The organism is Corallococcus sp. AB030 (assembly GCF_003668965.1).
In the GTDB taxonomy this organism is placed as follows: domain Bacteria; phylum Myxococcota; class Myxococcia; order Myxococcales; family Myxococcaceae; genus Corallococcus; species Corallococcus exiguus.
Genome location: NZ_RAWQ01000078.1, coordinates 1 through 24,109, shown reverse-complemented (window position 1 = coordinate 24,109; position 24,109 = coordinate 1). Strand labels below are relative to the sequence as shown.

Sequence of the window (24,109 nt, the reverse complement as noted above, 5' to 3'; positions counted from 1 at the left end):
TCCCCGCCGGCCCCGTCGGGGGCCGGCCGCTTGCAATGACTGACACGACTGAACTGTCCAAGGCCTACGAGCCCTCCGAAGTGGAGGCGCGGTGGTACAACCACTGGCTGGAGCGCGACTACTTCCGCGCCGAAGCCCCTTCCTCCAAGCCGCCGTTCAGCATCGTGCTGCCGCCGCCCAACGTGACGGGCAGCCTGCACATCGGCCACGCGCTCACCGCGACCATCCAGGACATCCTCACTCGCTGGAAGCGGATGAGCGGCTTCAACGCGCTCTGGCTGCCGGGCACGGACCACGCGGGCATCGCCACGCAGATGGTGGTGGAGAAGGAGCTCAAGAAGACGGAGGGCAAGAGCCGCCACGACCTGGGCCGCGAGGCGTTCCTCGAGCGCGTCTGGACGTGGAAGGGCAAGTTCGGCGCGCGCATCGGTGAGCAGCACCGCTACCTGGGCGCGTCCCTGGACTGGAGCCGCGAGCGCTTCACCATGGACGAGCAGTCCTCGGCCGCGGTGCGCGAGGTGTTCGTCCGGCTGTACGAAGAGGGCCTGATGTACCGGGCCCAGAAGCTGATCAACTGGTGCCCGTCCTGCCGCACGGCCCTCTCCGACCTGGAAGTGGAGCACGAGGAGAAGAACGGCTCGCTCTGGCACATCCGCTACCCGGTGAAGGGCACGGAGCGCTTCCTCACCGTGGCGACGACGCGCCCGGAGACGCTGCTGGGCGACACGGCCGTCGCCGTGCACCCGGAGGATCCGCGCTACCAGGACCTCATCGGCAAGAGCGTGGCGCTGCCGCTCACCGACCGTGAGATTCCGGTCATCGCGGACGGCGAGCTGGTGAACATGGAGTTCGGCACCGGCGTGGTGAAGGTCACGCCCGCGCACGACTTCAACGACTACCAGACGGGCCTGCGCCACAAGCTGCCGATGCTGTCCATCCTGGACGAAGCGGCGCGGATGACGAAGGACACCGGCAAGTACGCGGGCCTGGAGAGCCGGGAGGCGCGCAAGCAGGTGCTGGCGGACCTGACGGAGCTGGGCCTGCTGGAGAAGGAGGAGCCGCACAAGCTGAACGTGGGCACCTGCCAGCGCTGCACCACGGTGGTGGAGCCGCGCCTGTCGCCGCAGTGGTTCATCAAGATTGAACCGCTGGCGAAGCCGGCCATCCAGGCCGTGGAGGAGGGCCGCACGAAGTTCGTCCCCGAGTCGTGGACGAACACGTACTTCCACTGGATGAACAACATCCACGACTGGTGCGTGAGCCGCCAGCTGTGGTGGGGCCACCAGATCCCCGCGTGGTACTGCGCGGCGTGCACCCCGGCGGAAGAGCGCTCCAAGGACACGGCGGACGTCATCGTGTCTCGCACGGCGCCGGAGTCCTGCCCGAAGTGCGGCGGCAAGGAGCTGACGCAGGATCCGGACGTGCTGGACACCTGGTTCTCGTCCGCGCTGTGGCCGTTCTCCACGCTGGGCTGGCCGAAGCAGACGGCGGACCTCCAGACCTTCTACCCGACGTCCGTGATGGAGACGGGCCACGACATCATCTTCTTCTGGGTCGCCCGGATGATGATGATGGGCCTGCACTTCATGAACGATGTGCCCTTCCGCACCGTGTACCTGCACGCGATGGTGCGCGACGAGAAGGGCGAGAAGATGTCCAAGACGAAGGGGAACGTCATCGATCCCCTGGACGTCATCCTCGGCGCGAAGGCGGAGTCGCTGCAGCCGTCCTTGCGCAACCGCTTCCCGCAGGGCATGCCCGCGCACGGCGCGGACGCGCTGCGCTTCACGCTGGCGTCGCTCACGCAGCAGGGCCGTGACATCAAGCTGTCGATGGACCGCCTGGGTGGCTACAAGGCGTTCTGCAACAAGCTGTGGAACGCCAGCCGCTTCGCCCTGATGAACATGGGCGACTTCAGCCTGGACAAGACGCCGCTGGAGGGCCGCAAGCTGACGCTGGCGGACCGGTGGATCCTCTCCCGCCTGCAGAAGGCCACCGAGGAGACGCGCGCGTCGCTGGAGGCGTTCGGCTTCGCGGAGGCCGCGTCCACGCTGTACCAGTTCCTGTGGGCGGAGTTCTGCGACTGGTACATCGAGCTGGCGAAGGGCTCGCTGTACGGCGACGACGCGGAGGCCAAGGACACCACGCGCGCGGTGCTGGTGACGTGCCTGGACCGCATCCTGCGGCTGATGCACCCGTTCATGCCGTTCATCACCGAGGAGATCTGGCAGAAGCTGCCGATGTCCCGGCCCACGGAGAGCATCTGCATCGCGGCGTACCCGGCGCCGGAGACGGCGTGGGTGGACGCGGCCGCGGAAGGCGAGATGGCGCCGGTCATCGCGGCCATCGAGGGCCTGCGCACGCTGCGCGGCGAGAGCAACCTGCCGCCGTCCGCCAAGGTGAAGGCGGTGGTGCAGAGCCCGGACGCGACGACGCGCGAGCTGTTGGAGCGTTGGCGCGCGTACCTGATGCCGCTCGCGGGCCTGTCCGAGGTGGTGGTGGGCCCCCCGGGCGCCAAGCCTCCGCAGGCGGCGGCGTTCGTGAGCGGCAACCTGGAAATCTACGTGCCCCTGGCGGGCCTGGTGGACCTGGACGCGGAGCGCGACCGCCTGAAGAAGGAGATCGTCCGCTCCGAGCAGGAACTCACCGGTTTGCAGCGCAAGCTGGACAACCCGAACTTCGTGGCCCGTGCTCCGCCGGACGTGGTGGAGAAGGACAAGGCCCGGGTGGCGGAGCTCCAGGAGCGCACGGTCAAGCTGCAGGATCACCTCCAGCGCATCGCCCCGGAGCCCCCCATGTCCGAGACGCCGTCGCCGTTGCCGGGCAGCACCGAGTCCGAAGCCCCTGAAGCGTCCGAGTCCCCCGCGCCCGAGAGCGCCCAGGTGAAGGTGGCCACCGAGCCGCAGGCACCGAAGGACGATGCGGTGAACCTGGGCCAGGAGCTGAAGGGCGAGATTGAAGCCGAAGAGGCTTCGCAGGCGCCCCAGGCCGCGGATCCGGTGGTGGAGGAGGCCCTCAACAAGCTGCGCGAGGGCACCAAGGAAGGGCTGTCCCCGGCGGACCACCACGACCTGGGCGTCGCGTACATGAGCATGGGCCTCGTGGACGACGCGATGCGCGAGTTCGACCGGGCCAAGGAGGGCGGCGACGCCCGCGAGGCTCCGGAGGGTTCGGCGAAGCCGGTGAAGAAGGCTCCGACGAAGAAGGCCCCTGCGAAGAAGGCGGCGGTGAAGAAGGCCCCTGCGAAGAAGGCCTCCGCGAAGAAGGCGGCGGTGAAGAAGGCCCCTGCGAAGAAGGCCTCCGCGAAGAAGGCGGCGAGCAAGAAGTCCGCCGCGAAGAAGGCCCCTGCGAAGAAGGCTTCCTCGAAGAAGGCAGCGGGCAAGAAGACGGCCGCGAAGAAGGCGGCGGTGAAGAAGGCTCCTGCGAAGAAGGCTTCGGCGAAGAAGGCGGCGGGGAAGAAGACCGCCGCGAAGAAGGCCGCGGCGAAGAAGACCACTCGGGGCAAGCCGGCTCGCAAGGCGCGCCGGTAGGAGGTGGAAGTGCAGCAGGATTATCTCGATCGGCTCATCGCGCTGTCCCTCGACGAGGACCTGGGTGCTGCGGGGGACGTCACCTCGCTGGCGGTGGTCCCCGCCGAAGCGGAGGGCAGCGGTGAGCTGGTCGCGAAGGAGCAGATGATCGTCGCCGGCCTGGACGCCTTCGTCCGCGTCTTCCACATGGTGGACGCGGAGGTGGAGGTGGAGGTCCTCAAGCGCGACGGCGAGGAGATCAAACCGAAGGTGGTCGCCGCGCGCGTCCACGGCAAGCTGCGTTCGCTGCTGGCCGCGGAGCGCACGGCGCTCAACCTGGTGCAGCGCGCCGCCGGCATCGCGACGCTGGCCCAGCAGGCGATGACCTCCGTGCGAGGCTCGAAGCTGCGGGTGCTGGACACGCGCAAGACGCCGCCGGGAATGCGGGGCCTCGCGAAGCACGCGGTGCGCATGGGCGGCGCGTCCAACCACCGCTTCGGCCTCTTCGACGGCATCCTCATCAAGGACAACCACATCGCGGCGGTAGGTGGCGACATCACCGAAGCGGTGCGCCGCGCGAAGCTGAACGGTCCCCGGCTGGTGAAGATTGAAGTGGAGGTCACCAACTTCAAGCAGCTGGAGGAGGCCATCGCCGCGGGCGCGGACGTCATCATGTTGGACAACATGGACGACGCGCAGATCCGCGAAGCGGTGAAGCTGACGGCGAGCCGCGTGCCCATCGAAGTGTCGGGCGGCGTCACGTTGGATCGGCTGCCCCGGCTGGCGAAGCTGGGCGTGGACTTCGTGTCGATGGGCGCGCTGACGCACTCGGCGCGGGCCATGGACCTGTCGCTGGAGATCGCGACGACGAAGAAGTCCACGCGCAAGCCCCGCTCCGCGCAGGGCTGAAGCGTTCAGCGGTCTTCACGAATCCGCAGAAGAGAGCCTCCGAGTCCAGGGACTCGGAGGCTCTTTGTTTTGCCAGCTTCGGTGTTTACGGCTGGGTGCAGCGCCAGACCCCGCAGGAACCGCCGCTCGTGCCGCACTCCATCTGGGTCGAGCACGGCTTGCAGGTGCGCGAACAGATCATCTGGACCGCGGACGTCTGGTTATCGGTCGTCTCCGCCGTGGAGCCGGGAACCATGGCCAGGGCCGTACCCGCCATGATGCCGATGATCAGCGCGAATCCAGGAATCGTCTGCTTCAGTCGCGATGCCTTCATGCTTCCTCCGGGGTGGGGGCCACCGGGCCGGAGCATCCTGGCCCGCTGACAGGAGGGCATTCGAACAGACGCCGCGACGCAATCCAAGCTCACTCAGTCGCGGATCCAGCGGAAGGTCACGCGGTCGCCACCGGTGAGATGATCACCCAGACCGCCCAATGAATACATCTCCGTGTGGATGCCGAAGAGCTTGGCCTTGCTGGGAACGACGACGCGAGCCGTGCGCGCTGGTCGTTCGAAATGCGCTCCACTCTGGAACACCGCGCACCGGAATGGAGCGAGTGTCCGTGCCAGTCCGGAGCGGTGCATCGCCGTTCCAGGGCGGAGCGATGACGGCATGGGGCTCGCAATGACTCGCGGCCAAACCCCACGACTGCGAGCAGGTGTCCCATGCCGTCCGCCCCCAGCACCGAAGCCATCCAGCGCATCTCCCTGAAGAACCGCGAGTACGCATACATCGAGGACGCCAACCGTGGCGTCGTGCTGATGGAGGTGGGCCCTCGCGTGCTGACGCTCGAAGCGCACCTGACGCTCGTGGCGAAGGAGCGGATGGTGGAGCTGGGCGCCGGCAGCTGGTGCGTGGTGCGCAACCCCGTGGTGCGCGTGGACGGCCAGGTGGCGCTGGACGACTTCGGCCAGGCCCGCGTCGCGGTGGGCGACCGCGAGGTCCGCGTGGGCCCGAAGGTGTTCCCGCTGTACCCCGGCGAGGAGCTGGAGGGCGACATCGTCCCGGAATACGTCCTGGGCGTGTCGGAGGCGCTGCGTCTTCGCGCGCTCACCGCCTTCACGGACACCCACGTCCCGGACGCTCCCCGCCGCCGTGAAGCGGGTGACGAGTGGCTGGTGCGCGGCCCCGGCCGCTACGTGCCCGGCGAGTCCGTCAACGTCGTGTCGCTGGAGAAGGCCCGCGTCCTCAAGGAGACCGAGTACTGCGTCATCCTCAATCCCGTGGACCGCGCCACCGGCCGCGTCCAGGAGGGCCGCCGCAAGGTCGTCTCCGGTCCGGATGTCTTCTTCCTCGAACCCGGCGAGGCGCTGGAAGGGGACGTGCGCCGCAAGCATGTCCTGTCGGAGCTGCAGGGCCTGAAGCTCCAGGCACTGGACGACCTCTCCGAGAACGAGGGCGGCGAGCCGCGCGCACGCAAGGCCGGTGACACGTGGATCGTCCGCGGCCCTCGCACCTACGTGCCCAGCGAGAAGGTCCTCATCCACCGGGAGATCGCCGCGCTGTCATTGGGGCAGGGTGAAGGCCTGTACGTGCGCGACCTGCGCTCGGGCAAGGTGTCGCTCGTCCAGGGGCCTTGCCAGTTCATGCCGGAGGCACACCAGGAGCTGCACGAGAAGCGCCTGTCCCCGGACGCGGAGGCCCTGCTGGGCCTCACTCCGCCGCTGCCGCCCGCGGAGGCGAAGGACGCCCGTGCGCCGCGGCCCACGAGCGCGGCGGAGAAGGGGGACCGCACTCGCGCCATCGTGTTGCGCATCGAGGACAACACGGCGGTCCTCATCAACGACTTCGAGTCCAATCACGCGCGCGTGGAGTTCGGCCCCGCGAAGGTGATGTTGCGTCCGTACGAGGATGTCACCGTCCTGGATTTGTCCGGCAGCACGCCCAAGCGCCCGCGTCAGCTCAAGGTGCTGATGCTGCGGCTGGGGCCGGACTTCGCCACGGACCTGTTCGAGGTGGCCACTCGCGACCACGCGCGGCTGCGCATCAAGCTTTCGTACAAATGGCAGTTCGACGTGCAGGGCGACCCGGAGAAGGACAAGGCCATCTTCCGGGTGAACGACTTCATCGGGTACGTGTGTGAGAACCTCGCGTCGCGCATCCGCCAGGTCGCCGCGGAGAACGAGTTCGAGACCTTCCACAAGAACGCCAGCGTGCTCATCCGCCGCACCATCTTCGGCATGGATGACGCGGGCCGCGCTCGCAAGGACCGCCTCTTCTCCGAGAACCAGCTGCGCATCATCGACATCGACATCAAGGACATCGCCCCCGTCGATGAGAAGACGGCCCTGAAGCTGCGCGAGGCCATCGACACCAACATCCAGATCCAACTGGACGCCTCACGCCAGGAGGCCCAGGCCGCCGCGGAGCTCAAGCGCATCCGCAGCGAGGAGGAGAAGCAGCTCGCGGACATCGCCAGCCACCGCAAGTCGGAGGCGGAGCGCCAATCCCTCATCGAATTGCAGAACCGCAACCACCAGCTGGAGACGCTCAGCCGCGCCAAGGTGGAGGCGGAGGCCCAGCTGGAGCGCGCCCGCGTGGAGAGCGAGGAGGCCCTGGCCCGCGCCGAGTCCGACGCCCGCGCCTCGCGCATCCGCTCCGAAGCGGAGATCGAGCGCGAACGGCTCACCACCCAGGTGGCCCTGGATCGCCAGCAGCGCCTCAATGACCTGGAGGTGGAGCGCCAGTCGCGCCTCGCGGAAGTGGAAGCCGGCCAATTCCGTCAGCGCGTGGAATCCCTGGGGGGAGGGGAGAACTTCGTGAAGGCCGTGGCCGCGCAGGCCCAGGCCGCCGTCGTCGGAGGCCTGGACAAGGTCGTCTTCCTCCCCAGCGGCTCCAACCTCAACCTCTTCGACGCCATGCAGGGACTCCTGGGGCCCGGCGGACAACCCCGCCTGTCCGCCCACAACGCCCCGAAGCCGCCCGGCGACACTTCGGCCTGAAAGTGAATCGTCGATATTGAAAATGAGAATCGTTATCGAATAGAGATCGTCCCCATCGAACGGCGGCGGGTCTCCGCGGTGAAAGGTGACGACGATGAGCAACCCCGAAGGGGCGGTCCGGAAGAGCAGTGCACGGTGGTTCGGCATGGGGGCCCTGGCGGCCCTCGCGCTGGCCGTGGTGGCGCCGGGATGCAGCAGCGACGAGTGCGTGGATGCGTTCGACTGCCGCGATGAGGGGGCGGCCCCCGCAGGCAAGGCCTGGACCTGCAACGCGGACAAGAAGTGCGAGCAGCGCACCCTGACTCCGACCGAAGAGCCTGAGACGGACGCGGGCACGGGCGGTGAGACGGACGCGGGCACCACCACTGACGCCGGGACGACCACCGACGCGGGCACGCCTCCCACGGATGGCGGCGCGGAGCTGTGCCGCAACGCCGTGGCCTGCACGGAGCAGAGCATCGACAAGCTCCGGCTCCGCACGGTCGTCTCCGACGGCGGCGTGATCGAAGAGGGCACGACGGCGGGCGAGCACCTCACGTACCTGGATGGCCGCGGGGGTGGCACGGCGGTGCCGGACTCGTACACCTACGCGCGCTTCACGGCGACGGGCCTGGAGAAGGTCTACATCGATGACCAGTCCTCGCTGGATTCGACCGCGTGGGACGTCGCGGTGCGCCGCTACGTCGTCCGCTTCAACAGCGGCGTGTCCGGCCCGTCGTGCGTGACCGTGGCTCAGACGGCGGACGGCACGACGTTCGAGTCGGTGACCTCCGTGCCCACGGATGCGCAGTTCGTGGCGGAGAACTACTACACGCCCGACACCTGCACGTTCACCGGGGACTCGTTTGGCCTTCAGAGCCCGGCGACCCAGACCCTCTCGTACTGGGACTACGCTTCCTGCCTGCAGATGACGAACAAGGTCTACCTGGTCCAGCTGGCGGACGGCCGTCACGTGAAGCTGCAGGTCAAGGACTTCTATGAGCCCGCGATCCAGGAGGAGTGCAACACGACGGGCAAGGTGAGCTCGACGGCCAGCTCCGGGTCGATCCGCCTGCGGTGGTCCTTCCTGCCGTGATGACCCCCGGGGTTCCCACGCTGCTCCTGCTGCTGGCCGGCGCGGGAACCCCGCGCGGCCTCCCGCACGAGCGGGAGGCCGTACAGAAGCGGGTCGCCGAGTCCGGGCGGCCCACCTCGCCTGGCGCGCAGGCGCCGCGCTATGAGCCCGAGGACACGGTGGAGTCCGTCGTGTCGCCGGGCGGGCGCTTCCGCATCCACTTCACCCGCCAGGGCACGCACGCCGTGCCGCCAGCGGACGCGGATGGCACCGGCGTGCCCGACTTCGTGGAGCTCGTCGGGCGCACCTACGAACGCGTGGCGACGTCCTACGTGGACCTGGGTTTCCGCCTGCCGCCCGACGACACGAATCCGGCCGGGGACGACGGCGGCGACGGCCGCTTCGACGTGTACCTGGTGGACTTCGCGAGGATTGGCGACGGCGCCTTCCGGCAGGAGACCTGCCTGGAGGGCGTCACGCGCTGCACCGGCTTCATGCTCCAGGAGAACGACTTCACGGGCTACAACTACCCGTCCGACGCAGAGGCCGTGGAGATCCTGGCCAGCCACGAGTTCTTCCACGCGGTGCAGGCCGCCTACCGGCCCGACCTGGGCGGCGTCGCCTCCGAGGGCACCGCCGTCTGGGCCACCGAGCGCTTCGAGCCCGCGCTCGACGACCTGGAGCACTTCACCCGCGGCTACATGCTGACTCCGGACAGCACGCTGGTGCTGGACCCCGCGGGGCCGGGCGTGACCTTCATCTACGGCGCGGGGCTCTTCTTCCAGTTCGTGGGCGAGCGCTACGGTGACGGCGCGCTCGTCGCGCTGCTGGAGGAGTCCGTGCGCCAGCCGGAGGCCCGCTGGCCGGTGCTGCTGGACACCTGTCTGCGCCGCGACTTCGCCTCCAGCTTCGACGCGGCCTTCGCCCAATTCGCCACCTGGAACCTGGGCACCGGCCCGCGCGCGACGCCAGGGTTCGGCTACGCGCGAGGGGAGGGCTATGCATCGGTGGCGAAGACGGCGGCGGAGCTCCCCACCACGATCGACCGCGTGCGCGTCGCGGCGGCGGCCTCGCGGATCTTCGAGCTCCCCGGCGGCGCTTCCTTCGTGGGCGCCTCGTTCGAGCCCGAGCCGGGCATCGACCCGGCCACGGTGCACCTGGTCGTCGCGGCCGTCACGGATGACGCCGTGCTGCGGGTGGCGACCGTGGACGGGCCGGACGCCCTGCGCGCCCAGGTGGCCGCGGATGACGCCACGCGCGTGATGGTGGCGGTCGTGGACGGCCGGATGGAAGGCCTGGGCCGCTATGGCCGGCTGTGCATCGCGGCCACCGGCCAGGCCGCGTCCTGCGCGCCGCTCGAGTCGATGGACGCGGGCACGGACGCCGGATCCGACTCTGGGACGCCCGATGCCGGCGCGGACGCGGGCACCTCCGATGCGGGGACCGTGGACGCGGGCAGGCCCGTGGATCCCATCGATGATCCGCGCACGCCCTCGGATGACGGTGGCTGCCAGGCCGCGGGTGGCCCCCTGTCCGGTGCGCTCGTCGCGCTGCTGCTCGGCGGGGGCCTGCGGGCCCGGCGGCGTTCACGGGCGCGTTAGCGCTCGAACTCGTCGCACCCCGTCTCCTGCTTGGACGGGAAGGCGGACTTCTTCTCCTGGCGCACGTAGTCGTGGCTCTGGGAGAAGAGGTCCGGGCTGCTCACGGTCACGGTGCCCTTCGCGGCGTCGGCCGTCTTCCACTGGAGCGCCTCCGGCTTGCCGTCCGCGGCCGTGAGCCCCAGCACCCAGGCCCCGGCGCCCTTGCCGGCCTCCACGGACGTCACCTTCATCGTCGTGGCCTCCTGGCCCAGCTGCACCTCCACCTCGCCCGTCGCGGGCTTGACGGTGAAGCTGCGCGTCGCGGCCGAGCAGGGCTTGAGCACCACGAAGCCCTTGCCCTGACGCGTCAGCTCCACCCACGTCCCCGCGAACGGCTGGAGCTTGTCCGCGGCCACGGGAGCCTTCGCGGCCGTGGGCGCTGACTCCGACGCGCAGTCCAGGTCCTCGCGCTTGAGCAGCCCCGCCGTGGCCTTCTGGGGCCCCTGGAAGCGCGCGGCGAGGAAGTCCGGCTCCACCGGGTCGACGTAGGCCTCCACCGCGTCCCCGGACACCACGAACGCCTTGCGCGGCGTGTTGGCCGCGTCAGACGCGTGGAAGACCGCCTTGGACACCTTCACCTTGCAGATGCTCAGCGGCTTGGAGGTGCTCCGGGCGAACGTGTCCTTGCCTGAATAGCCGGCGCCGCAACAGGACGGTGACGGACCCGACTCCAGGACGAATTGCTTGGGATTGACGCGCAGCGTCCAGGCGTCTTCCTCACCCGCCTGATGAAGTGACCAATTCGTGGCTGTCTTCTTCTGGACGACCAGGGCGCAATCGCAGGTGCCCGCGCTGCTGCCCTGCGGGAACGAGCCCGCGAAGTGCACGAGCGTCTCGTTGCTGCCCTCGACGATGGCGAGCGTCCCGCTCTTGTTCGAATAGACCCCCGTGAGTCCCTCGGACCCCTGAGCCGAGGCGTCCGGGACCGCGCTCGTGACGCAAATGGCAAACAGCAATGCAAAATTTTTGAATTCCGGTTGGATCCTGGACATCGGACTGGTCCTCCTGGGCAGGTTCTTCAGTCTCAGCGGATCGATCCGTTGAAACTGAAATTGCTGGAATCACTGGTTTCACACGATTGTGACTGGGAATGCGAAACTGATCGCATTGCCTTTCGATAATCCGGGCAATCCAAGCATGTCCGCGGCGCCTTTGGTCGCGGCCAGACATAGAGGGGTCTTCTCCGTGACCGTCTCCAACATCCGCGTCAATTCGGGCGACACGCTTTCCGGCCTCGCGAAGCGCTACAACACGACCGTTGACGCGCTGGCCAAGGCGAACAACATCAAGGATCCGAACAAGATCCTGGCCGGCCAGACGCTGAAGGTGCAGGACGGTTTCGACACGAAGGGCACCAACAAGTCGAGCGCGGGGACGAAGACGTCGGGCGACAGCTTCACGCAGTCCACGGACGGCGCGAAGGCGACCACGCCCGCCGCGAACACGAACTCCAGCAGCGCGACCAACGGGGAGCTGGGCGGGCTGAGCCGCAAGTACGAGGCGCGCGGCCCCGGCACCGTGTCCACGGGCAAGGGTGACAAGGGCGGCGTGTCCTACGGCTCCTACCAGTTCGCCTCCGCGAACGGGTCCGCGCAGTCGTTCGTCAACTCGCTGAAGAAGACGAACCCGGAGTTCCACAAGGCGCTGTCGGGCAGCAAGCCGGGCACCGCGGAGTTCTCCGCCGCGTGGAAGCAGCTGGCCGCGAAGGACCCGAAGGGCTTCGACAAGGCGCAGCACGACTACATCAAGACCACGCACTACGACGCGGGCGCCGCCAACATCAAGAAGGCGACGGGCATCGACCTGGACAAGCGCTCCGCGGCGCTGCGGGACGTGGCCTGGTCCACCTCCGTGCAGCACGGCCCGGGCAAGGCGGACGACATCTTCAAGAAGGCGCTCAACGGGCGCGACCCCGCGAAGGTGAGCGACGAGCAGCTCATCAAGGACATCTACGCCGAGCGCGGCCGCACCAACGCCAGCGGCACCCTGGTGCACTTCTCCGGCAGCTCCAAGGACGTGCAGAAGGGCGTGGCCAACCGCTTCAAGTCGGAGGCGAAGGACGCCCTCGCGATGCTGAAGCAGGAGAAGTCGGGCACCACGACCAAGCCGGCCAACACCAACACGGGCGTGGTTCCCCCGTCCGTGAACAACGGCTCGAAGCCGGGCACCACGGAAGGCAAGCCCACGACGCAGGGCACGAACACCTCCAAGCCCACCACGGAGGCGGCCCCGGCGAACACGGAGCAGGTGGCCCCGTCCAAGGACAAGCCGGCGGTGCACGTGAAGGTGCCGTACTACAGCCAGTTCGAGAACGGCCACGGCTACACCGCGAGCGACACGGCGTGCTTCAAGGCCGCGACGGCGATGGCGCGTGACTCCGGCGCGACCGTGCTGGGCCCGGACCGCCGCATCCAGGTGGGCAAGAGCGAGAACGGCGTCGGCGCGCTCAACGTGGACTCGAAGAAGGCCGCCGAGGGCCGCAGCTACATCGACAAGCAGCTGGAGGCCGGCAAGCCGGTGGTCGTGGGCGTGAGCCACAAGGACGCGAGCTACAACGCGGACGGCCTCACGGACCACTTCGTGACCATCACGGGCCGCGGCGTCGACGACAAGGGCCGCACCTACTACACGTTCCACGACCCGGGCACGAAGAACGCCAGCACGGGCAAGGACACGAACCCGAACAACCGCTTCTACGTGGATGACAAGACCGGGAACATGTACCGCCCCGGCAAGGCCGCGAACGGCTACGTGACGGAGCGCCACTACGACGTGGCCATGGTGCGCATCAACAAGTAGCCCCGGCGGCGAAAGCCCCCGGAAGTGATTCGGCCCGGCGACCTCGTGAAGAGGTCGACCGGGCCGTTATGCGTCATCCGTCTGGGATTCGAAGCGACGGGTCCTACGCCTGCGCCGCCTCGCGCCTCGCGGGCACCTCGCCGCGCAGCTCCGCGACCTCGGCGCGCAGGAGCCAGTCGGTGGGGAAGTCCGTGGACGCGCGGGCGATCTGCTCCAGCCGCTCGGCGGCCAGCTGTCCCGTCTCGCGGATGCGGCGCACCTCCGTGTAGAGGGCGGCCAGCGACGGGGGCAGGGCCTGCGCCTTGCGCTCGCGCGCCTGGGCCTCGCCGTCGCCCGCGGTGAAGGCGTCCATCTCCCCGAACCACTCGTCCCACGTGCCCGGGTCGGCGGGGCCGCCCGCCACGGACGGCAGCCGCTCCGTCAGGTACAGGCGCGCCATGGACGGCAGCGTCAGCTCTTGTCCGGCCAGCGTGCCGCGCAGGGCAATCACTTCTCCGCCGCCCACCGCGAAGCCCTCCAGCACCAGCCCGCTGTCGAGCGTGAGCGTGAAGTTCCCGCGCTCCGGCAGGGTGCCCTGGCCAAAGGCGACCAGCGCCGCGCCGCTGAACGGCTTGTCCAGGGCGTGCCCGTTCATGGACGTGAGGATGGGGCCCTCCAACCGGGCCAGCGCGGTGGACAGGCCCGGGGCCACGTCCTTCGCGGCGGGCAGCAGCTCCACCACCTTGCCCGTCACCTCGCGGCCGTCCGCGAGCACCAGGTGGTTGACCGTGCGCGCGCGCAGCGCCTCGTTCAGGCCGAGGTCTCCGCCGCGCTTCCACGCGAGCGTGGACTCGAACTCGGACAGGACTTCGAAGAGGTGCTCGAAGTCGCGCGCCACGAAGAGCTGCGGCTGCATGCGGGTGATGTCGTAGTCCGTGTCCGCGCACGCCACGCCCAGGGGCAGCTTGTGCACGGCGGACGTCAGGCAGTGCCGGGCCTCGCCGATGCTGGACAGCAGGCCCGCGCCGTAGATGCGCGGGTGCTTCAGGTCGCCAATCAGTCCGTACTCCGCGGTCCACCAGTACAGGCGGCTCGCGCGGGTGCTCTCGCTGATGTAGCGGTGGCTGGCGTTGGCGGCCTCCAGGCGGGCCTGGGCGTGGGCGATCTCCTCCTCCGTCGCGGTGGGGTCCTCCTTCACCACGGAGAGGTTGCGGATGGCCTCGAAGACGGCCTGGTCCTCCACGCTGGCGATGGCCTTGAAGCCCACCAGCCCCACGGCCTTGAGGTACTGGGCATAGCGCGCGTTCGCGATGATGGGCGCGTGGCCCGCGCTCTCATGGACGATGTCCGGCGCGGGCGTGTACTGGATGTGCTCGTGCGTGCGGATGTCCGCCGCGATGGCCAGCACGCCCAGCGCCTGCAGCTCCGTGAAGACGGCCGGCGGGATGAAGCCGCGCACCGCCACGCAGGACCAGCCCAGCTGGGACAGCTTCTCGTTCATCTCGTCCAGGCTGGGGATGGCCTCCGCGCCAATGCCCGTGGCCTCCAGGCCCTCCAGGTAGACGGGGTGCGCCTTGTCGCTCAGGTGCTCGCGCAGCTGCCCCAGGATGTGCCGCCACACCGCCTGATCCCTGGGCGTGTACGCCGCGTAGTCCTGGCCCACCACGTAGCGGCGCAGGTGGGCGGGAAGGCGGGCAATGGTCCGTTCCGTGGGCGTCATCGCGAGCGGCTCCTTCAGGAGATGCAGGACTCCTGAAGAATACGCACCCCACTGCAAGACGGAAATCCGGCAGAATTCGACGTCTTCGTCGGATTATCGCCGTTTGTTCAGGCGGCGACGCAGCCCGTCAAGGATGGATTGGACGGCGGGGCTGAGGCCTCCGGAGGGCCAGACGGCCACCACCTCCACGACCTGGGGCTCCTGTTCGCGCAGGGGCCAGACGTGGAGGTCCGAGGGGAAGGGCTGGGTGGGGCGTACGTCCGGGGCGATGGTGCAGGCCTTGTAGGCGCGCAGCAGCTCGTAGAGGTGGAGGAAGCTCTCCACCCGGCCGACCTCGGTGACGGACACGCCGTGCGCTGCGAAGCGCGCGCTGTTGGCGCCGCCGTAGGGGTCGTCCCGCAGCCAGTCCACGAAGCGCTGGCCCTGGAGGTCCTTCACGTCCAGGGTGCGGCGGGAGGCGTGCGCCTTCGCGAGCGGGGAGTCGGGGCCCGCGATGACCGCGAAGGACATGCGCAGCAGGGACTCTGTGTCCACGCCCTCGTGCGGGGGCAGGGGTGTGAAGTCGAGCGCCAGGTCCTGCTGCCGCGTCTGCACCTGGCGCATGAGCTCGTGCGAGCCGCCGAAGCCCACCACCAGCTTGAGGTCGGCGGCGGCGGCGTCCTGCGCGATGCCACCCAGCAGCGACATGGACAGCGTGGGGTTGAGGCCCAGGCGCAGGGTGGGCTCCACGCGGGCCAGGTCCATCAGCCGCTTCACGTCCAGCTGGTGAAGCGGCGTCTGGGTGCCCGCGTAGAGGCGCTCTCCTCGCGCGGACAGTTGCAGGCGCCGGCCCGGCCCCCGCTCCAGCAGGGCGGCGCCATCCGCGAGCGCTTCCTCCAGGGCGCGGATGTGCTCGCTCACGACGGAGCGGGCGACGCCCAGGTGCTCCGCGGCGGCGTCGATGCTGCCTGCCTCCACGGCGGCGGTGAAGGACTCGAGCCAGACCAGGTGTCGCTGGAGCTTGCGCGGGGGCATGGGGCCAAGACGCGCTAGAGGAAGAAGTCGGGCAGCAGCTCCGCGCCGGGGACGGACTGGTACTTGTCCAGGTTGGTGACGCCGGCGGCGCGCAGCACTTCATCGTCGATGCAGAAGTTGCCGGTGAAGGAGCGGCTGGGCTTGGTGAGGATGGTGTACGCGGCGTCGGCCATGATCTCCGGCGTGCGGCTGCCCTTGATGGTGTCGTCGCCGCCCAGCAGGTTCTGCACGGCGGCGGTGGCGATGACGGTGCGGGGCCACAGCGTGTTGACGGCGATGCCGTCGTCCTTGAGCTCCTCCGCCATGCCCAGCGCGCACAGGCTCATGCCGTACTTCGCGATGGTGTAGGCCACGTGGGGGCCGAACCAGCGCGGCTCCATGTTGAGCGGCGGCGAGTTGTTGAGGATGTGCGGGTTGGAGGACTTCTTGAGGTACGGGATGCACGCCTGCGAGCACGCGAAGGTGCCGCGCGTGTTGATGCCGTGCATCAGGTCGAAGCGCTTGAGCGGCGTCTCCAGCGTGCCGGTGAGGCTGATGGCGCTGGCGTTGTTCACCAGGATGTCGATGCCGCCGAAGGTCTCCACGGCCTTGGCGACGGCGGCGTGGATCTGCGCCTCGTCGCGGATGTCCACCACGCAGGGGAGGGCCTTGCCGCCGGCCTCTTCAATCTCCTTCGCCGCCGTGTAGATGGTGCCGGGCAGCTTGGGGTGCGGGTCCGTGGTTTTCGCGGCGATGACGATGTTGGCGCCGTCGCGGGCCGCGCGCAGCGCGATGGCCTTGCCGATGCCGCGGCTGGCGCCGGTGATGAAGAGGGTCTTGCCTTGGAGGTTGGACATGGGCCGCATCCTGACCCACTCCACCGCCGCGTGCATCTGGAAGACACCCGGTGGACCGGGGCCGCGAGGAGCCCCGGTCCCCGGACTGTCGGTTACTGCGTGATGCAGGTGACCGTTTCGAGCATGGTCACATTGGAATTGCCGGTGGTGCCCCAGTTGCCCACGCCGTTCGTGCCCACGACGAATGAGTAGGCGGAGCCACGGATGGCGGTGGTGAAGCTGCTCGCGCCGGTGTGGCCCTGGTCCTGGCAGAAGCGGCGGGCGGTATCGGCGGCGCTGCTGAAGTTCCCGGTGGGCTGGTTGGGGAGGTACGTGCCAATCTGATAGCCATTGACTGCGGGAGTCGTGTAGGTGACGCCCGAGTTGGAAGTGAAGCAGGTGACGGTCTCCAGCATGGTCACGTTGGAATTGCCGGTGGTGCCCCAGTTGCCCTGAAGCATCCCCTCATTTTCGATTTCCCCTCTGAGCTTGCTCGCTCGGCTGCTCATGCATTCTCCGAGGGGAATCTTCAAATGAGGGGATAGCTCAGCCAGTTGCCCACGCCATTCGTACCCACGATGAACGAGAAGGCGGAGCCACGGATGGCGGTGGTGAAGCTTTGCGCGCCGCTGTGGCCCTGGTCCTGACAGAAGCGGCGGGCGGTGTCGGCGGCGCTGCTGAAGTTCCCGGTGGGCTGGTTGGGGAGGTACGTGCCAATCTGATAGCCATTGGCCGTGGGCGTCACATAGGTCTGGTAGGTGTCAGCGCTGGCCGACGACGCGAAGCCCACGACGAAAAGCAGGGACACGAAGAGGGAGGGAAGAACGCTGCTGCGACGAAACATGTTTATCCTCGGCTAGGGGGTGATGCGGGGGGATCAGGACCGTAGCGGCTCGCGGGGTTGAAATCACTGCTTCACGGATTGGAGACATTTCAAGAATGCTGTGGGTGCGAGCCGAGACGTAGGCGCGGTGCGCGACCCGCGCATGGTCTACGCTGCGCCCCATGCGACTGCTCCCACTCCTCGCCCTGGTGGTGTTGACCGTCCGCTGCGCCCACGCGCCGGAGGCCGCGCCGACTGCATCCGCGCCGCCCTCCGTTTCGTGGCCGGAGGCCCTGCCCCCCGCGCTGCGGCTGCCGGACACCGTTCGGCCCGTGCACTACGCGCTGGATCTGAAGCTCGTGCCCTAGGAGGACAGGTACCCGGGCAGCGTCACCATCGACGTGGAGGTCCGCGAGCCCGTGCGCCAGGTGTGGCTGCATGCGCAGGACGTGGAAGTGACGCGTGCTCGTGTCACCGTGGCGGGCCGCACGTTCGATGCGAAGCCTGTCACCGCGCCCGAAGGACGTCTGGGATTGCTGCTGCCGGAGGAGCTGCCGGTGGGCAAGGCCCAGCTCCTGCTCGACTTCACCGGCAAGGTGGACCGCGAGCGCAGCCAGGGCATCTACGGGGTGGAGGAGGGCGGTGAGCCCTACCTCTACACGTTCTTCGAACCCATCGACGCGCGCCGCGCCTTCCCGTGCTTCGACGAGCCGACCTTCAAGGTGCCGTGGCGTCTGCGCTTCACCGTGAAGGCCGGACACGTGGCGCTGGCCAACCATCCCGTCGTGTCGCGCGAGCCGCTGGCGGACGGACTGGAGCGCGTCACCTTCGCGGAGAGCAAGCCGATGCCCAGCTACCTCGTGGCCTTCATGGTGGGGCCGTTCGACATCGTCGAGGCCGGCACCGTGGGACGCACGAACGTGCCGCTGCGCTTCATCGTCCCCAAGGGCCGGGGCGCGGAGACGCGCTACGCCGCGAGCATCACGCCTCGCATCGTGAAGGGACTGGAGGACTTCTTCGACCAGCCCTATCCGTACGAGAAGCTCGATGTGGCGGTCGTGCCCCGGTACTGGGGCACCATGGAGCACCCGGGCATCGTCGCACTCGGGCAGCCGCTCACGCTCATTCCTCCCGGTGAGGAGACGCTGGCCCGCCGCAAGTCGTACGCGGTCATCGCCAACCATGAGCTGGGCCACTACTGGTTCGGGGACGTCGTCACCTGCTCCTGGTGGAACGACATCTGGCTGAACGAGTCCTTCACCGCGTGGTTGGACCGGCAGACCGTGGACCGGCTGGAGCCGTCCTGGGACTACCAGCAGGAGCGCGCCATGTCCGCGACCCGCTCCGCCCTGGCGTCGGATGAGCTGGCGTCGGCGCTGCCCGTTCGCAAGCCGGTGGAGAGCAATGACGACATCGTGGGCTCGTTCGACAACGGGACGACGTATGACAAGGGCTCGTCCGTCATCGCCATGTACGAGGCCTGGATGGGCCCCGAGCGCTTCCGCGACTTCCTCCGGGGCTATGTCCGCAAGCACGAGTGGAAGGTCGCGACGATGGAGGACTTCCTCGCGGACCTGTCCCAGGCGGCGGGGCCGGAGGTGGCGCAATCCTTCGGCGGGTTCATCGAGCGGAGCGGGGCGCCTCGGATCACCGCGCAGCTGTCGTGCCCGGCGGGCGGTGCTCCGTCCGTGAAGCTGTCGCAGGAGCGGTACCTGCCCGTGGGCTCCAAGGCGGACTCGCGGCAGGAATGGCAGGTGCCCGTGTGTCTTCGCGTGGGCACGGGCACGCAGTCGTCGCGGGTGTGCTCGATGTTGCAGGGGCCGTCCGCGGAGGTCGCGTTGCCCACGAAGCAGTGCCCGGCGTGGGTGCTGCTCAACGCGGGCGGCACGGGTTACTACCGCAGCGGTTACACCCGCGAGCAGTTGACGAAGCTGCTCGCGACTCCGGCCGCCGCCTTCACTCCCGCGGAGCAGATGGCGCTCTGGGCGGATGTGGATGCGGCGGTGAGCCGGGGCGACCTGCCGCTGGGGGAGGCGCTGAAGTCGGTGCCTGCTTCCGCGAAATCGACGAACCGGCTCGTGGTGCAGAGCGGTGCCTCGCTGCTGGAACTCGTGCGTCTGGAGCAGCTCACGCCCGAGGAGCGCCAGCGCTTCCGCGCGTGGGTGGCCTCGCTCTACTCGGCGCGTGCGCGGGCCATGGGCTGGGTGCCGAAGCCGGGCGAGGACGACTCCGTGAAGGATTCACGCTCCCTGTTCCTCCGGCTGGCCGGTGGTCTGGGCGATGACCCTCGGCTGGTGAAGGAGGCGCTGCCCCTGGTGCGCGCATGGCTGGCGGACCGGAAGTCGGTGGACCCGGAGGCGTTCAGTGCCGCGCTGCCCCGAGCAGCGACGCACGGCGATGCGGCGCTGTTCGACGCGCTGCTGGAAGCGGCGAGGAAGGAACAGGACCGCACCGAGCGTTCCCGGCTGCTGATGTCGCTGGGCTACTTCCGGAACCCGGAGCTGTTGTGGCGGGCGCTGGGGCTCGTGGTGTCGCCGGACTTCGATGTGCGGGACTCGCAGAGCATCCTCCGGATGGCGTTGATGTTGCCGGAGTCGCAGTCGCTGGCGTGGAACTTCTATCAGACGCACTTCGATGCGCTGACCCAGCGGCTGCGTTCGGATGAGCTGGGTCGGCTGATTGGCCAGACGGGGAGCCTCTGCGATGACATCCACCTGGCGCAGGTGGAGACGTTCCTGACGCCCCGCGTGGACAAGATTGAAGGCGGACCGCGCGCGCTCACCCGGGCCCTGGAGTCCATCCGGCTGTGCATCGAGTCCCAGAAGCTCCAGTCCCCGAGCGTCAAGGCGTTCCTCCGCGCCCGGTGAGCCCCACGGCCTGAAGCCTCACGGACCGTAGGGGCACATCTTCAGCATCTGCGCGATGGGCGGGCGGCAGAGCTCCAGGAGCTGTGTCTCGTCCAGGAACGAGGAGGTCCGCGCCTTGAAGAAGCAGGCCGCGGGATCATCCGAGGGCTGGGCGTACTGGCAGAGCTGGAGCGCCTGCGGGTCGGCGAGGAAGCCTTTCTCCTGCACCCGGAGGAAGCACCGTGCCGGGGTGTCGGAACGGGCACCCTGGCAGAGCTGCGCCGCGATGCTCTCGCTCACCGAGCTGCCCTGGCGCGCCGCTTCGAAGCAGGAGTATTGCGACGCACCCTCGGGTGGGCCTTCCATCTGCCCCACCGCCGGAAGCCCGAGCAGCGCGGCAGCCAGCCCCCAGGCACCTCTCCAATGGCCTCGCTTCATCGTTCACCCCCCAAAGAAGGTGGGGGAGTCATGGCCCGCATGGGAGGGACGGGCGGGAAGACAGCCGCCGTGCGCCGGCCGCGTCAGTCGTGCACGGTGCGACTGTCGGCGGGCACGGCCGCCCGGTCCTTCAAGCCGTAATCCCTCACGACGTGCGCCACCCGCAGGCGGTAGTCGCTGAACACGCCTCCTCGGCCTTCGCGCTGGGCCTCACGGTGGGCCTCCTGTCGCCGCCACTCCGCCACCGCCGCCTCGTCGCGCCAGTACGACAGGGAAAGCATCTTCCCCGGGGTGCTGAGGCTCTGGAACCGCTCGATGGAGATGAAGCCGTCGATGTCCGCCAGCAGGGGCCGCAGCTCCGCCGCGAGGTCCAGGTATCGCTGCCGATGCGACTCGTGTGTCCAGACCTCGAAGATGACAGCAATCATTCCAGTCCTCCCAGGACGCGGGCATTGGTGGAAGCACGCCAGGTGACGGGGCCCGACAACGGTGACAGGTCCAGGCCGCTCGCGAGCACACGCTCCGCCGCCGCCTTTGCCATCGTCGTCGCGAGCAGGGGCCCGGGGCAGGCATGCGAGCCCAGGCCGAAGGTGAAGCTCTGGCGCCGCGCGCGCTTTGGCAGGAAGGCGTCGGGCCGGGGATTCTCGAGTGGATCCCGATTCGCGGCGGCGAGCACGACGACCACGGTCGCGCCGGCTTCCAGCGCCTGACCCGCGATGGTCGCGGCGGCATGGGTGAAGCGTCGCGTGTTCTGGACCGGCGAATCGTGTCGAGCCGCTTCCTGGACCACGTCGTCCATCGTGCACGCGCCATGTGAGAGCTGCTCGCGCAACTCGGGCACGTGAGCGAAGGCCCGCAGCGTCGCGCCCAGGAGCCCGGCCGTCGCTTCATATGCCTGGGTGAGCAGGCCCACGGCGTTCGGGATGCGCAGGTCCTCCGAGCCATGGCCTTCCAGAAGCCGCGTCGTGAACGCGGTCCTCGCCGTGGACTGGAAGCAGGCCGCCACGCGTTCGTTCAGCCTCGCCGCACCCTCACTGCCCGCAGGAGGACCGGCGGCCGAGCGGACATAGGCATCCACGTCCTGCACGCTCGCCTCCAGCGTGTCTTCCGGGAAGCCCAGCAGCGACCCCAGCACGAACACGGGAAGCTGGAGGGCGGTGTCCGGCAGCCGAGACAGTGATGGCGTCGCGAACAGCCGTGCCGCCCAGCGGCGGCTCTCCGCTTCGACCTCACACAGCGCCTCCGGCAATGCGCGTGAAAGCGTCTGCTTCACGGCGGGGTAGGAGCCTCCGTCGTTCATCCGCACCAGCCGGCCAAAGAGGGCCCCGGCGGCGGTGCCCACCAGATGCGGAGGCACCGGCTCCGACAGTGGCCGGACCCGACAGTGCTCGCTCGTGAGCACCGCGCGGACGGTGGCCGCATCCGCCGCGATCCATGGCCCGAAGCCGGGGACGCGGTGCAGTCCTCCCCGGGCGCGAAGCCCCGCGTAGTAGGGGTACGGGTCGGTGTGGGTGACGGCCTGATACGGGTCGGTGGGTGGTGTCATCGGTCCTCGTGGCCGGGCACTCTGCTGCCGTTGCCGTGTCCGTGTGTTAGAAAATGGTTCGTCATGGAACGAACGATGAATGCAGGGCCGGACCTCACGACGCTGGCGACGGCCGTGGGGGACGCCACGCGGATCCGGATGCTGGAGCTGCTCATGGAGGGACGGGCGCTCATCGCGAAGGAACTCGCGTTCGGCACGGGCGTCAGCCCCGCGACGGCGACCGCGCACCTTCAGCGGCTGGAGCAGGCCCGGCTGGTCCGCGCCACCCGGCAGGGGCGCAACAAGGTGTTCCGGATCGCCACGCCCACCGTGGCGCGGATGGTGGAAGCGCTGATGACCGTGGCGGTCCGTGGACCCCGTGCGTCAGTGACTCCGGAACCCCTGCGTGCCGCGCGCTACTGCTACGACCATCTTGCGGGCAGATTGGGCATGGGCATCACCGACGCGCTCCTGCGGGCCGGGCATCTCGCCCTTCGTAAACGCGCGTTCGCGCTCACCCCGAGCGGCGAGGCGTGGTTCCAGGACTTCGGAATCGACCTGGCGCCCGTGCGCGAGCAGCGGCGCCACTTCGCCCACCGCTGCCTGGACTGGAGCGAGCGGCGCGACCACCTTGCAGGGGCGCTGGGCGCGGCGCTCGCCGCCCGGGTGTTCTCATTGGGATGGGTGGAACGTCAGCCCGACTCTCGCGGCCTCATCGTCACGCCTGGAGGCCAGCGGGGGATCAAGCGTCACTTCGGCGCGCTGTAGGCCGCGGCGTTCGCGTCCGCGCGCTCCCGGGTGCGCTGGATGGCGACGGAGACCGCTTCGCCCACGACGCGAGGGAGGCCGTGGGAGTCCATCGCCATCAGGCCCGCCTCGGTGATGCCTCCCGGGGTCGCTATCTCCGTGATGAGGCGAGGGGTGGTGGCGCCGGGTTCGGCCAACAGCTTCGCCGCGCCAATGAGCGTTTCCTTCGCGAGTGCCGCCGCCTCCGCCGCGTCCATTCCGTGCGCCATCGCGGCCAGGGCCAGGGCCTCCACGAAGCGGAAGACATACGCGGGGCCCGTGCCGCACACGCCCGTGCAGACCGTGAGCGCTTCCTCGGTCATCCACATGGGCCGTCCCGTCGCCGCGAAGACGGACTCGGTGGCCTGTCTCGCGGCCTCCGTCGTCCGAGTTCCGGCCGACAGGGGCGTCACGCCTGCTCCCACGCGCACGGGCGTATGGGGCAGGGCGCGGATGACAGAGACGCTGGAGGGCAACGCCGCTTCCAACTGCGCGAGTCGTACGTCCGCGGAGAGCGACACCACGGTCTGCCCAGGTTCCAAGGCAGGCGAGATGACCGCCATCAGGTCCCGCAGCTGCGCCTGTCGCACCGCCAGCACGACTACGGCCGCGCCCCGCACCGCCTGCGCGTTGTCCACGAGGACGTGCACGCCGTGCCGGGAGCGCAATTCCTCTCCGCGCTCGGGCCGGCGCACCGTGACGCGAAGGTCCGAAGGACGTACGTGGCCGGACCGCAACAGTCCCAGGATGAGGGCTTCGGCGATCTTGCCGCCCCCCAAAAGGACGACGGGGGCGGGAATGGAGGGGGACGCCATGGCTGAAGCCTAACCTCAGGTAGGCCGCCAGGAGTTCGCCAACAGGGTCCGTGACCCTGTGGTCTCCGCGACGGCGCGCGCCTTGGCGGGGTGCGGCAATGGGGAACGACGGGATGCAGGCGCGGACGGTGGGGCGGGCCCACGAAGAGAGGCGCCCGCCCGGGGCCGGTTACCTCCAACCTTGTCCGACAGTCGGACAGGTTTCCACTGCATGAGGCCCGGGGCCACGCCAGCCCCGCCATTGAGCGACGTCGGGCGTGCCAACGCCAAGGTGATGACACGGACAGCGGCGCCCGCCCGGAGCCGGTTTCCTCAAAACTTGTCCGACAGTCGGACAGGTTTTCGCCGCATGGGGTCCGGGGCCGTGCTGGCCCGACGGGTGACGTCGAGTCCATGTCAGACCCCTGTGGTTGGATGGCGATGCTGGGGCGAAGAGGGGATGGGGATGGTGCGAGTG

General features: G+C 69.0%; 21 protein-coding genes and 1 pseudogene. 10 read left to right on the top strand and 12 right to left on the bottom strand.

Annotation, left to right across the window (positions count from 1 at the left end):
* Nucleotides 1-35 precede the first annotated feature (35 nt).
* Nucleotides 36-3,530: a valine--tRNA ligase gene (locus D7Y15_RS19605; protein WP_121753558.1), complete on the top strand. Its 3,495-nt coding sequence runs from the start codon at nucleotides 36-38 to the stop codon at nucleotides 3,528-3,530.
* A gap of 9 nt (nucleotides 3,531-3,539) precedes the next feature.
* Complete coding sequence (gene nadC / locus D7Y15_RS19600; RefSeq protein WP_169820991.1) at nucleotides 3,540-4,418, top strand: carboxylating nicotinate-nucleotide diphosphorylase; 879 nt, start codon at nucleotides 3,540-3,542, stop codon at nucleotides 4,416-4,418.
* 85 nt (nucleotides 4,419-4,503) lie between these two features.
* On the opposite strand, the gene D7Y15_RS19595 is transcribed toward nadC, so the two are convergent.
* Both D7Y15_RS19595 and D7Y15_RS19590 read right to left on the bottom strand, forming a co-directional pair.
* Nucleotides 4,504-4,731 (bottom strand): hypothetical protein, encoded by a 228-nt coding sequence (locus D7Y15_RS19595; RefSeq protein ID WP_120576611.1) that lies wholly within the window; start codon nucleotides 4,729-4,731, stop codon nucleotides 4,504-4,506.
* A 93-nt stretch (nucleotides 4,732-4,824) separates the two neighbouring features.
* Nucleotides 4,825-5,040, bottom strand: a complete 216-nt coding sequence (locus D7Y15_RS19590) for a hypothetical protein (protein WP_120576612.1) — start codon at nucleotides 5,038-5,040, stop codon at nucleotides 4,825-4,827.
* Between the two features lie 81 nt (nucleotides 5,041-5,121).
* On the opposite strand from D7Y15_RS19590, the gene D7Y15_RS19585 reads away from it, so the two are divergent.
* The 3 genes from D7Y15_RS19585 (at nucleotide 5,122) to D7Y15_RS19575 (ending at nucleotide 10,053) form a co-directional block, all read left to right on the top strand.
* Nucleotides 5,122-7,398: a hypothetical protein gene (locus D7Y15_RS19585; RefSeq protein ID WP_121753557.1), complete on the top strand. Its 2,277-nt coding sequence runs from the start codon at nucleotides 5,122-5,124 to the stop codon at nucleotides 7,396-7,398.
* Between the two features lie 94 nt (nucleotides 7,399-7,492).
* On the top strand, nucleotides 7,493-8,473 hold the full coding sequence (locus D7Y15_RS19580; RefSeq protein ID WP_148712811.1) for an HmuY family protein: 981 nt from the start codon (nucleotides 7,493-7,495) through the stop codon (nucleotides 8,471-8,473).
* Entirely contained in the window at nucleotides 8,473-10,053 is a 1,581-nt protein-coding gene (locus tag D7Y15_RS19575; protein WP_121753555.1) for an MXAN_6640 family putative metalloprotease, read from the top strand. Before D7Y15_RS19580 ends, D7Y15_RS19575 begins: the two co-directional genes overlap by 1 nt.
* Here D7Y15_RS19575 and D7Y15_RS19570 read toward each other — a convergent pair.
* A complete protein-coding gene (locus D7Y15_RS19570; protein WP_233605024.1) occupies nucleotides 10,050-11,048 on the bottom strand; it encodes a hypothetical protein in 999 nt (332 codons plus the stop codon). The genes D7Y15_RS19575 and D7Y15_RS19570 overlap by 4 nt on opposite strands.
* 229 nt (nucleotides 11,049-11,277) lie before the next feature.
* Here D7Y15_RS19570 and D7Y15_RS19565 point away from each other — a divergent pair, with 229 nt between their 5' ends.
* Nucleotides 11,278-12,891, top strand: a complete 1,614-nt coding sequence (locus D7Y15_RS19565; protein ID WP_121753553.1) for a LysM peptidoglycan-binding domain-containing protein — start codon at nucleotides 11,278-11,280, stop codon at nucleotides 12,889-12,891.
* 103 nt (nucleotides 12,892-12,994) lie between these two features.
* Here the strand turns inward: D7Y15_RS19565 and D7Y15_RS19560 are convergent, their stop codons facing one another.
* The 5 genes from D7Y15_RS19560 to D7Y15_RS19540 form a co-directional block, all read right to left on the bottom strand.
* Entirely contained in the window at nucleotides 12,995-14,590 is a 1,596-nt protein-coding gene (locus D7Y15_RS19560) for an aromatic amino acid hydroxylase (protein WP_120576618.1), read from the bottom strand.
* Nucleotides 14,591-14,683: 93 nt separating this feature from the next.
* A complete protein-coding gene (locus D7Y15_RS19555; protein ID WP_120576619.1) occupies nucleotides 14,684-15,604 on the bottom strand; it encodes a LysR family transcriptional regulator in 921 nt (306 codons plus the stop codon).
* A 14-nt stretch (nucleotides 15,605-15,618) separates the two neighbouring features.
* On the bottom strand, nucleotides 15,619-16,440 hold the full coding sequence (locus D7Y15_RS19550) for an NAD(P)-dependent oxidoreductase (protein WP_120576627.1): 822 nt from the start codon (nucleotides 16,438-16,440) through the stop codon (nucleotides 15,619-15,621).
* Between the two features lie 92 nt (nucleotides 16,441-16,532).
* Nucleotides 16,533-16,880: a hypothetical protein gene (locus D7Y15_RS19545; protein WP_121753552.1), complete on the bottom strand. Its 348-nt coding sequence runs from the start codon at nucleotides 16,878-16,880 to the stop codon at nucleotides 16,533-16,535.
* Between the two features lie 68 nt (nucleotides 16,881-16,948).
* Nucleotides 16,949-17,263 carry a hypothetical protein gene (locus D7Y15_RS19540; RefSeq protein WP_121753551.1) on the bottom strand — a complete coding sequence of 105 codons (315 nt, stop codon included), beginning with the start codon at nucleotides 17,261-17,263 and terminating at the stop codon, nucleotides 16,949-16,951.
* 161 nt (nucleotides 17,264-17,424) lie between these two features.
* On the opposite strand from D7Y15_RS19540, the gene D7Y15_RS46770 reads away from it, so the two are divergent.
* The 3 genes and pseudogenes from D7Y15_RS46770 to D7Y15_RS19535 all read left to right on the top strand — a co-directional run bounded on the left by D7Y15_RS46770 (nucleotide 17,425) and on the right by D7Y15_RS19535 (nucleotide 20,109).
* On the top strand, nucleotides 17,425-17,610 hold the full coding sequence (locus D7Y15_RS46770; RefSeq protein WP_368667381.1) for a hypothetical protein: 186 nt from the start codon (nucleotides 17,425-17,427) through the stop codon (nucleotides 17,608-17,610).
* 18 nt (nucleotides 17,611-17,628) lie between these two features.
* Nucleotides 17,629-18,090: pseudogene (locus tag D7Y15_RS46765) on the top strand (M1 family peptidase); the annotation flags it as partial.
* Nucleotides 18,088-20,109, top strand: coding sequence for an ERAP1-like C-terminal domain-containing protein (locus D7Y15_RS19535; protein ID WP_368667383.1), 2,022 nt, complete (start codon nucleotides 18,088-18,090; stop codon nucleotides 20,107-20,109). The pseudogene D7Y15_RS46765 and the gene D7Y15_RS19535, both read left to right, overlap by 3 nt.
* Before the next feature lie 18 nt (nucleotides 20,110-20,127).
* Here the strand turns inward: D7Y15_RS19535 and D7Y15_RS19530 are convergent, their stop codons facing one another.
* From D7Y15_RS19530 to D7Y15_RS19520, 3 genes are all read right to left on the bottom strand, one after another.
* On the bottom strand, nucleotides 20,128-20,526 hold the full coding sequence (locus D7Y15_RS19530; protein ID WP_120597184.1) for a hypothetical protein: 399 nt from the start codon (nucleotides 20,524-20,526) through the stop codon (nucleotides 20,128-20,130).
* A gap of 83 nt (nucleotides 20,527-20,609) precedes the next feature.
* Nucleotides 20,610-20,954, bottom strand: coding sequence for an antibiotic biosynthesis monooxygenase (locus tag D7Y15_RS19525; RefSeq protein WP_121753550.1), 345 nt, complete (start codon nucleotides 20,952-20,954; stop codon nucleotides 20,610-20,612).
* Nucleotides 20,951-22,072 (bottom strand): cytochrome P450, encoded by a 1,122-nt coding sequence (locus D7Y15_RS19520; RefSeq protein ID WP_121753549.1) that lies wholly within the window; start codon nucleotides 22,070-22,072, stop codon nucleotides 20,951-20,953. The genes D7Y15_RS19525 and D7Y15_RS19520 overlap by 4 nt, the downstream gene beginning before the upstream one ends.
* Before the next feature lie 63 nt (nucleotides 22,073-22,135).
* Here D7Y15_RS19520 and D7Y15_RS19515 point away from each other — a divergent pair, with 63 nt between their 5' ends.
* Entirely contained in the window at nucleotides 22,136-22,819 is a 684-nt protein-coding gene (locus tag D7Y15_RS19515) for a helix-turn-helix transcriptional regulator (RefSeq protein ID WP_121753548.1), read from the top strand.
* On the opposite strand, the gene proC is transcribed toward D7Y15_RS19515, so the two are convergent.
* On the bottom strand, nucleotides 22,801-23,652 hold the full coding sequence (gene proC, locus D7Y15_RS19510; protein WP_121753547.1) for a pyrroline-5-carboxylate reductase: 852 nt from the start codon (nucleotides 23,650-23,652) through the stop codon (nucleotides 22,801-22,803). The two genes, D7Y15_RS19515 and proC, sit on opposite strands and share 19 nt — an antisense overlap.
* Between the last annotated feature and the right edge of the window lie 457 nt (nucleotides 23,653-24,109).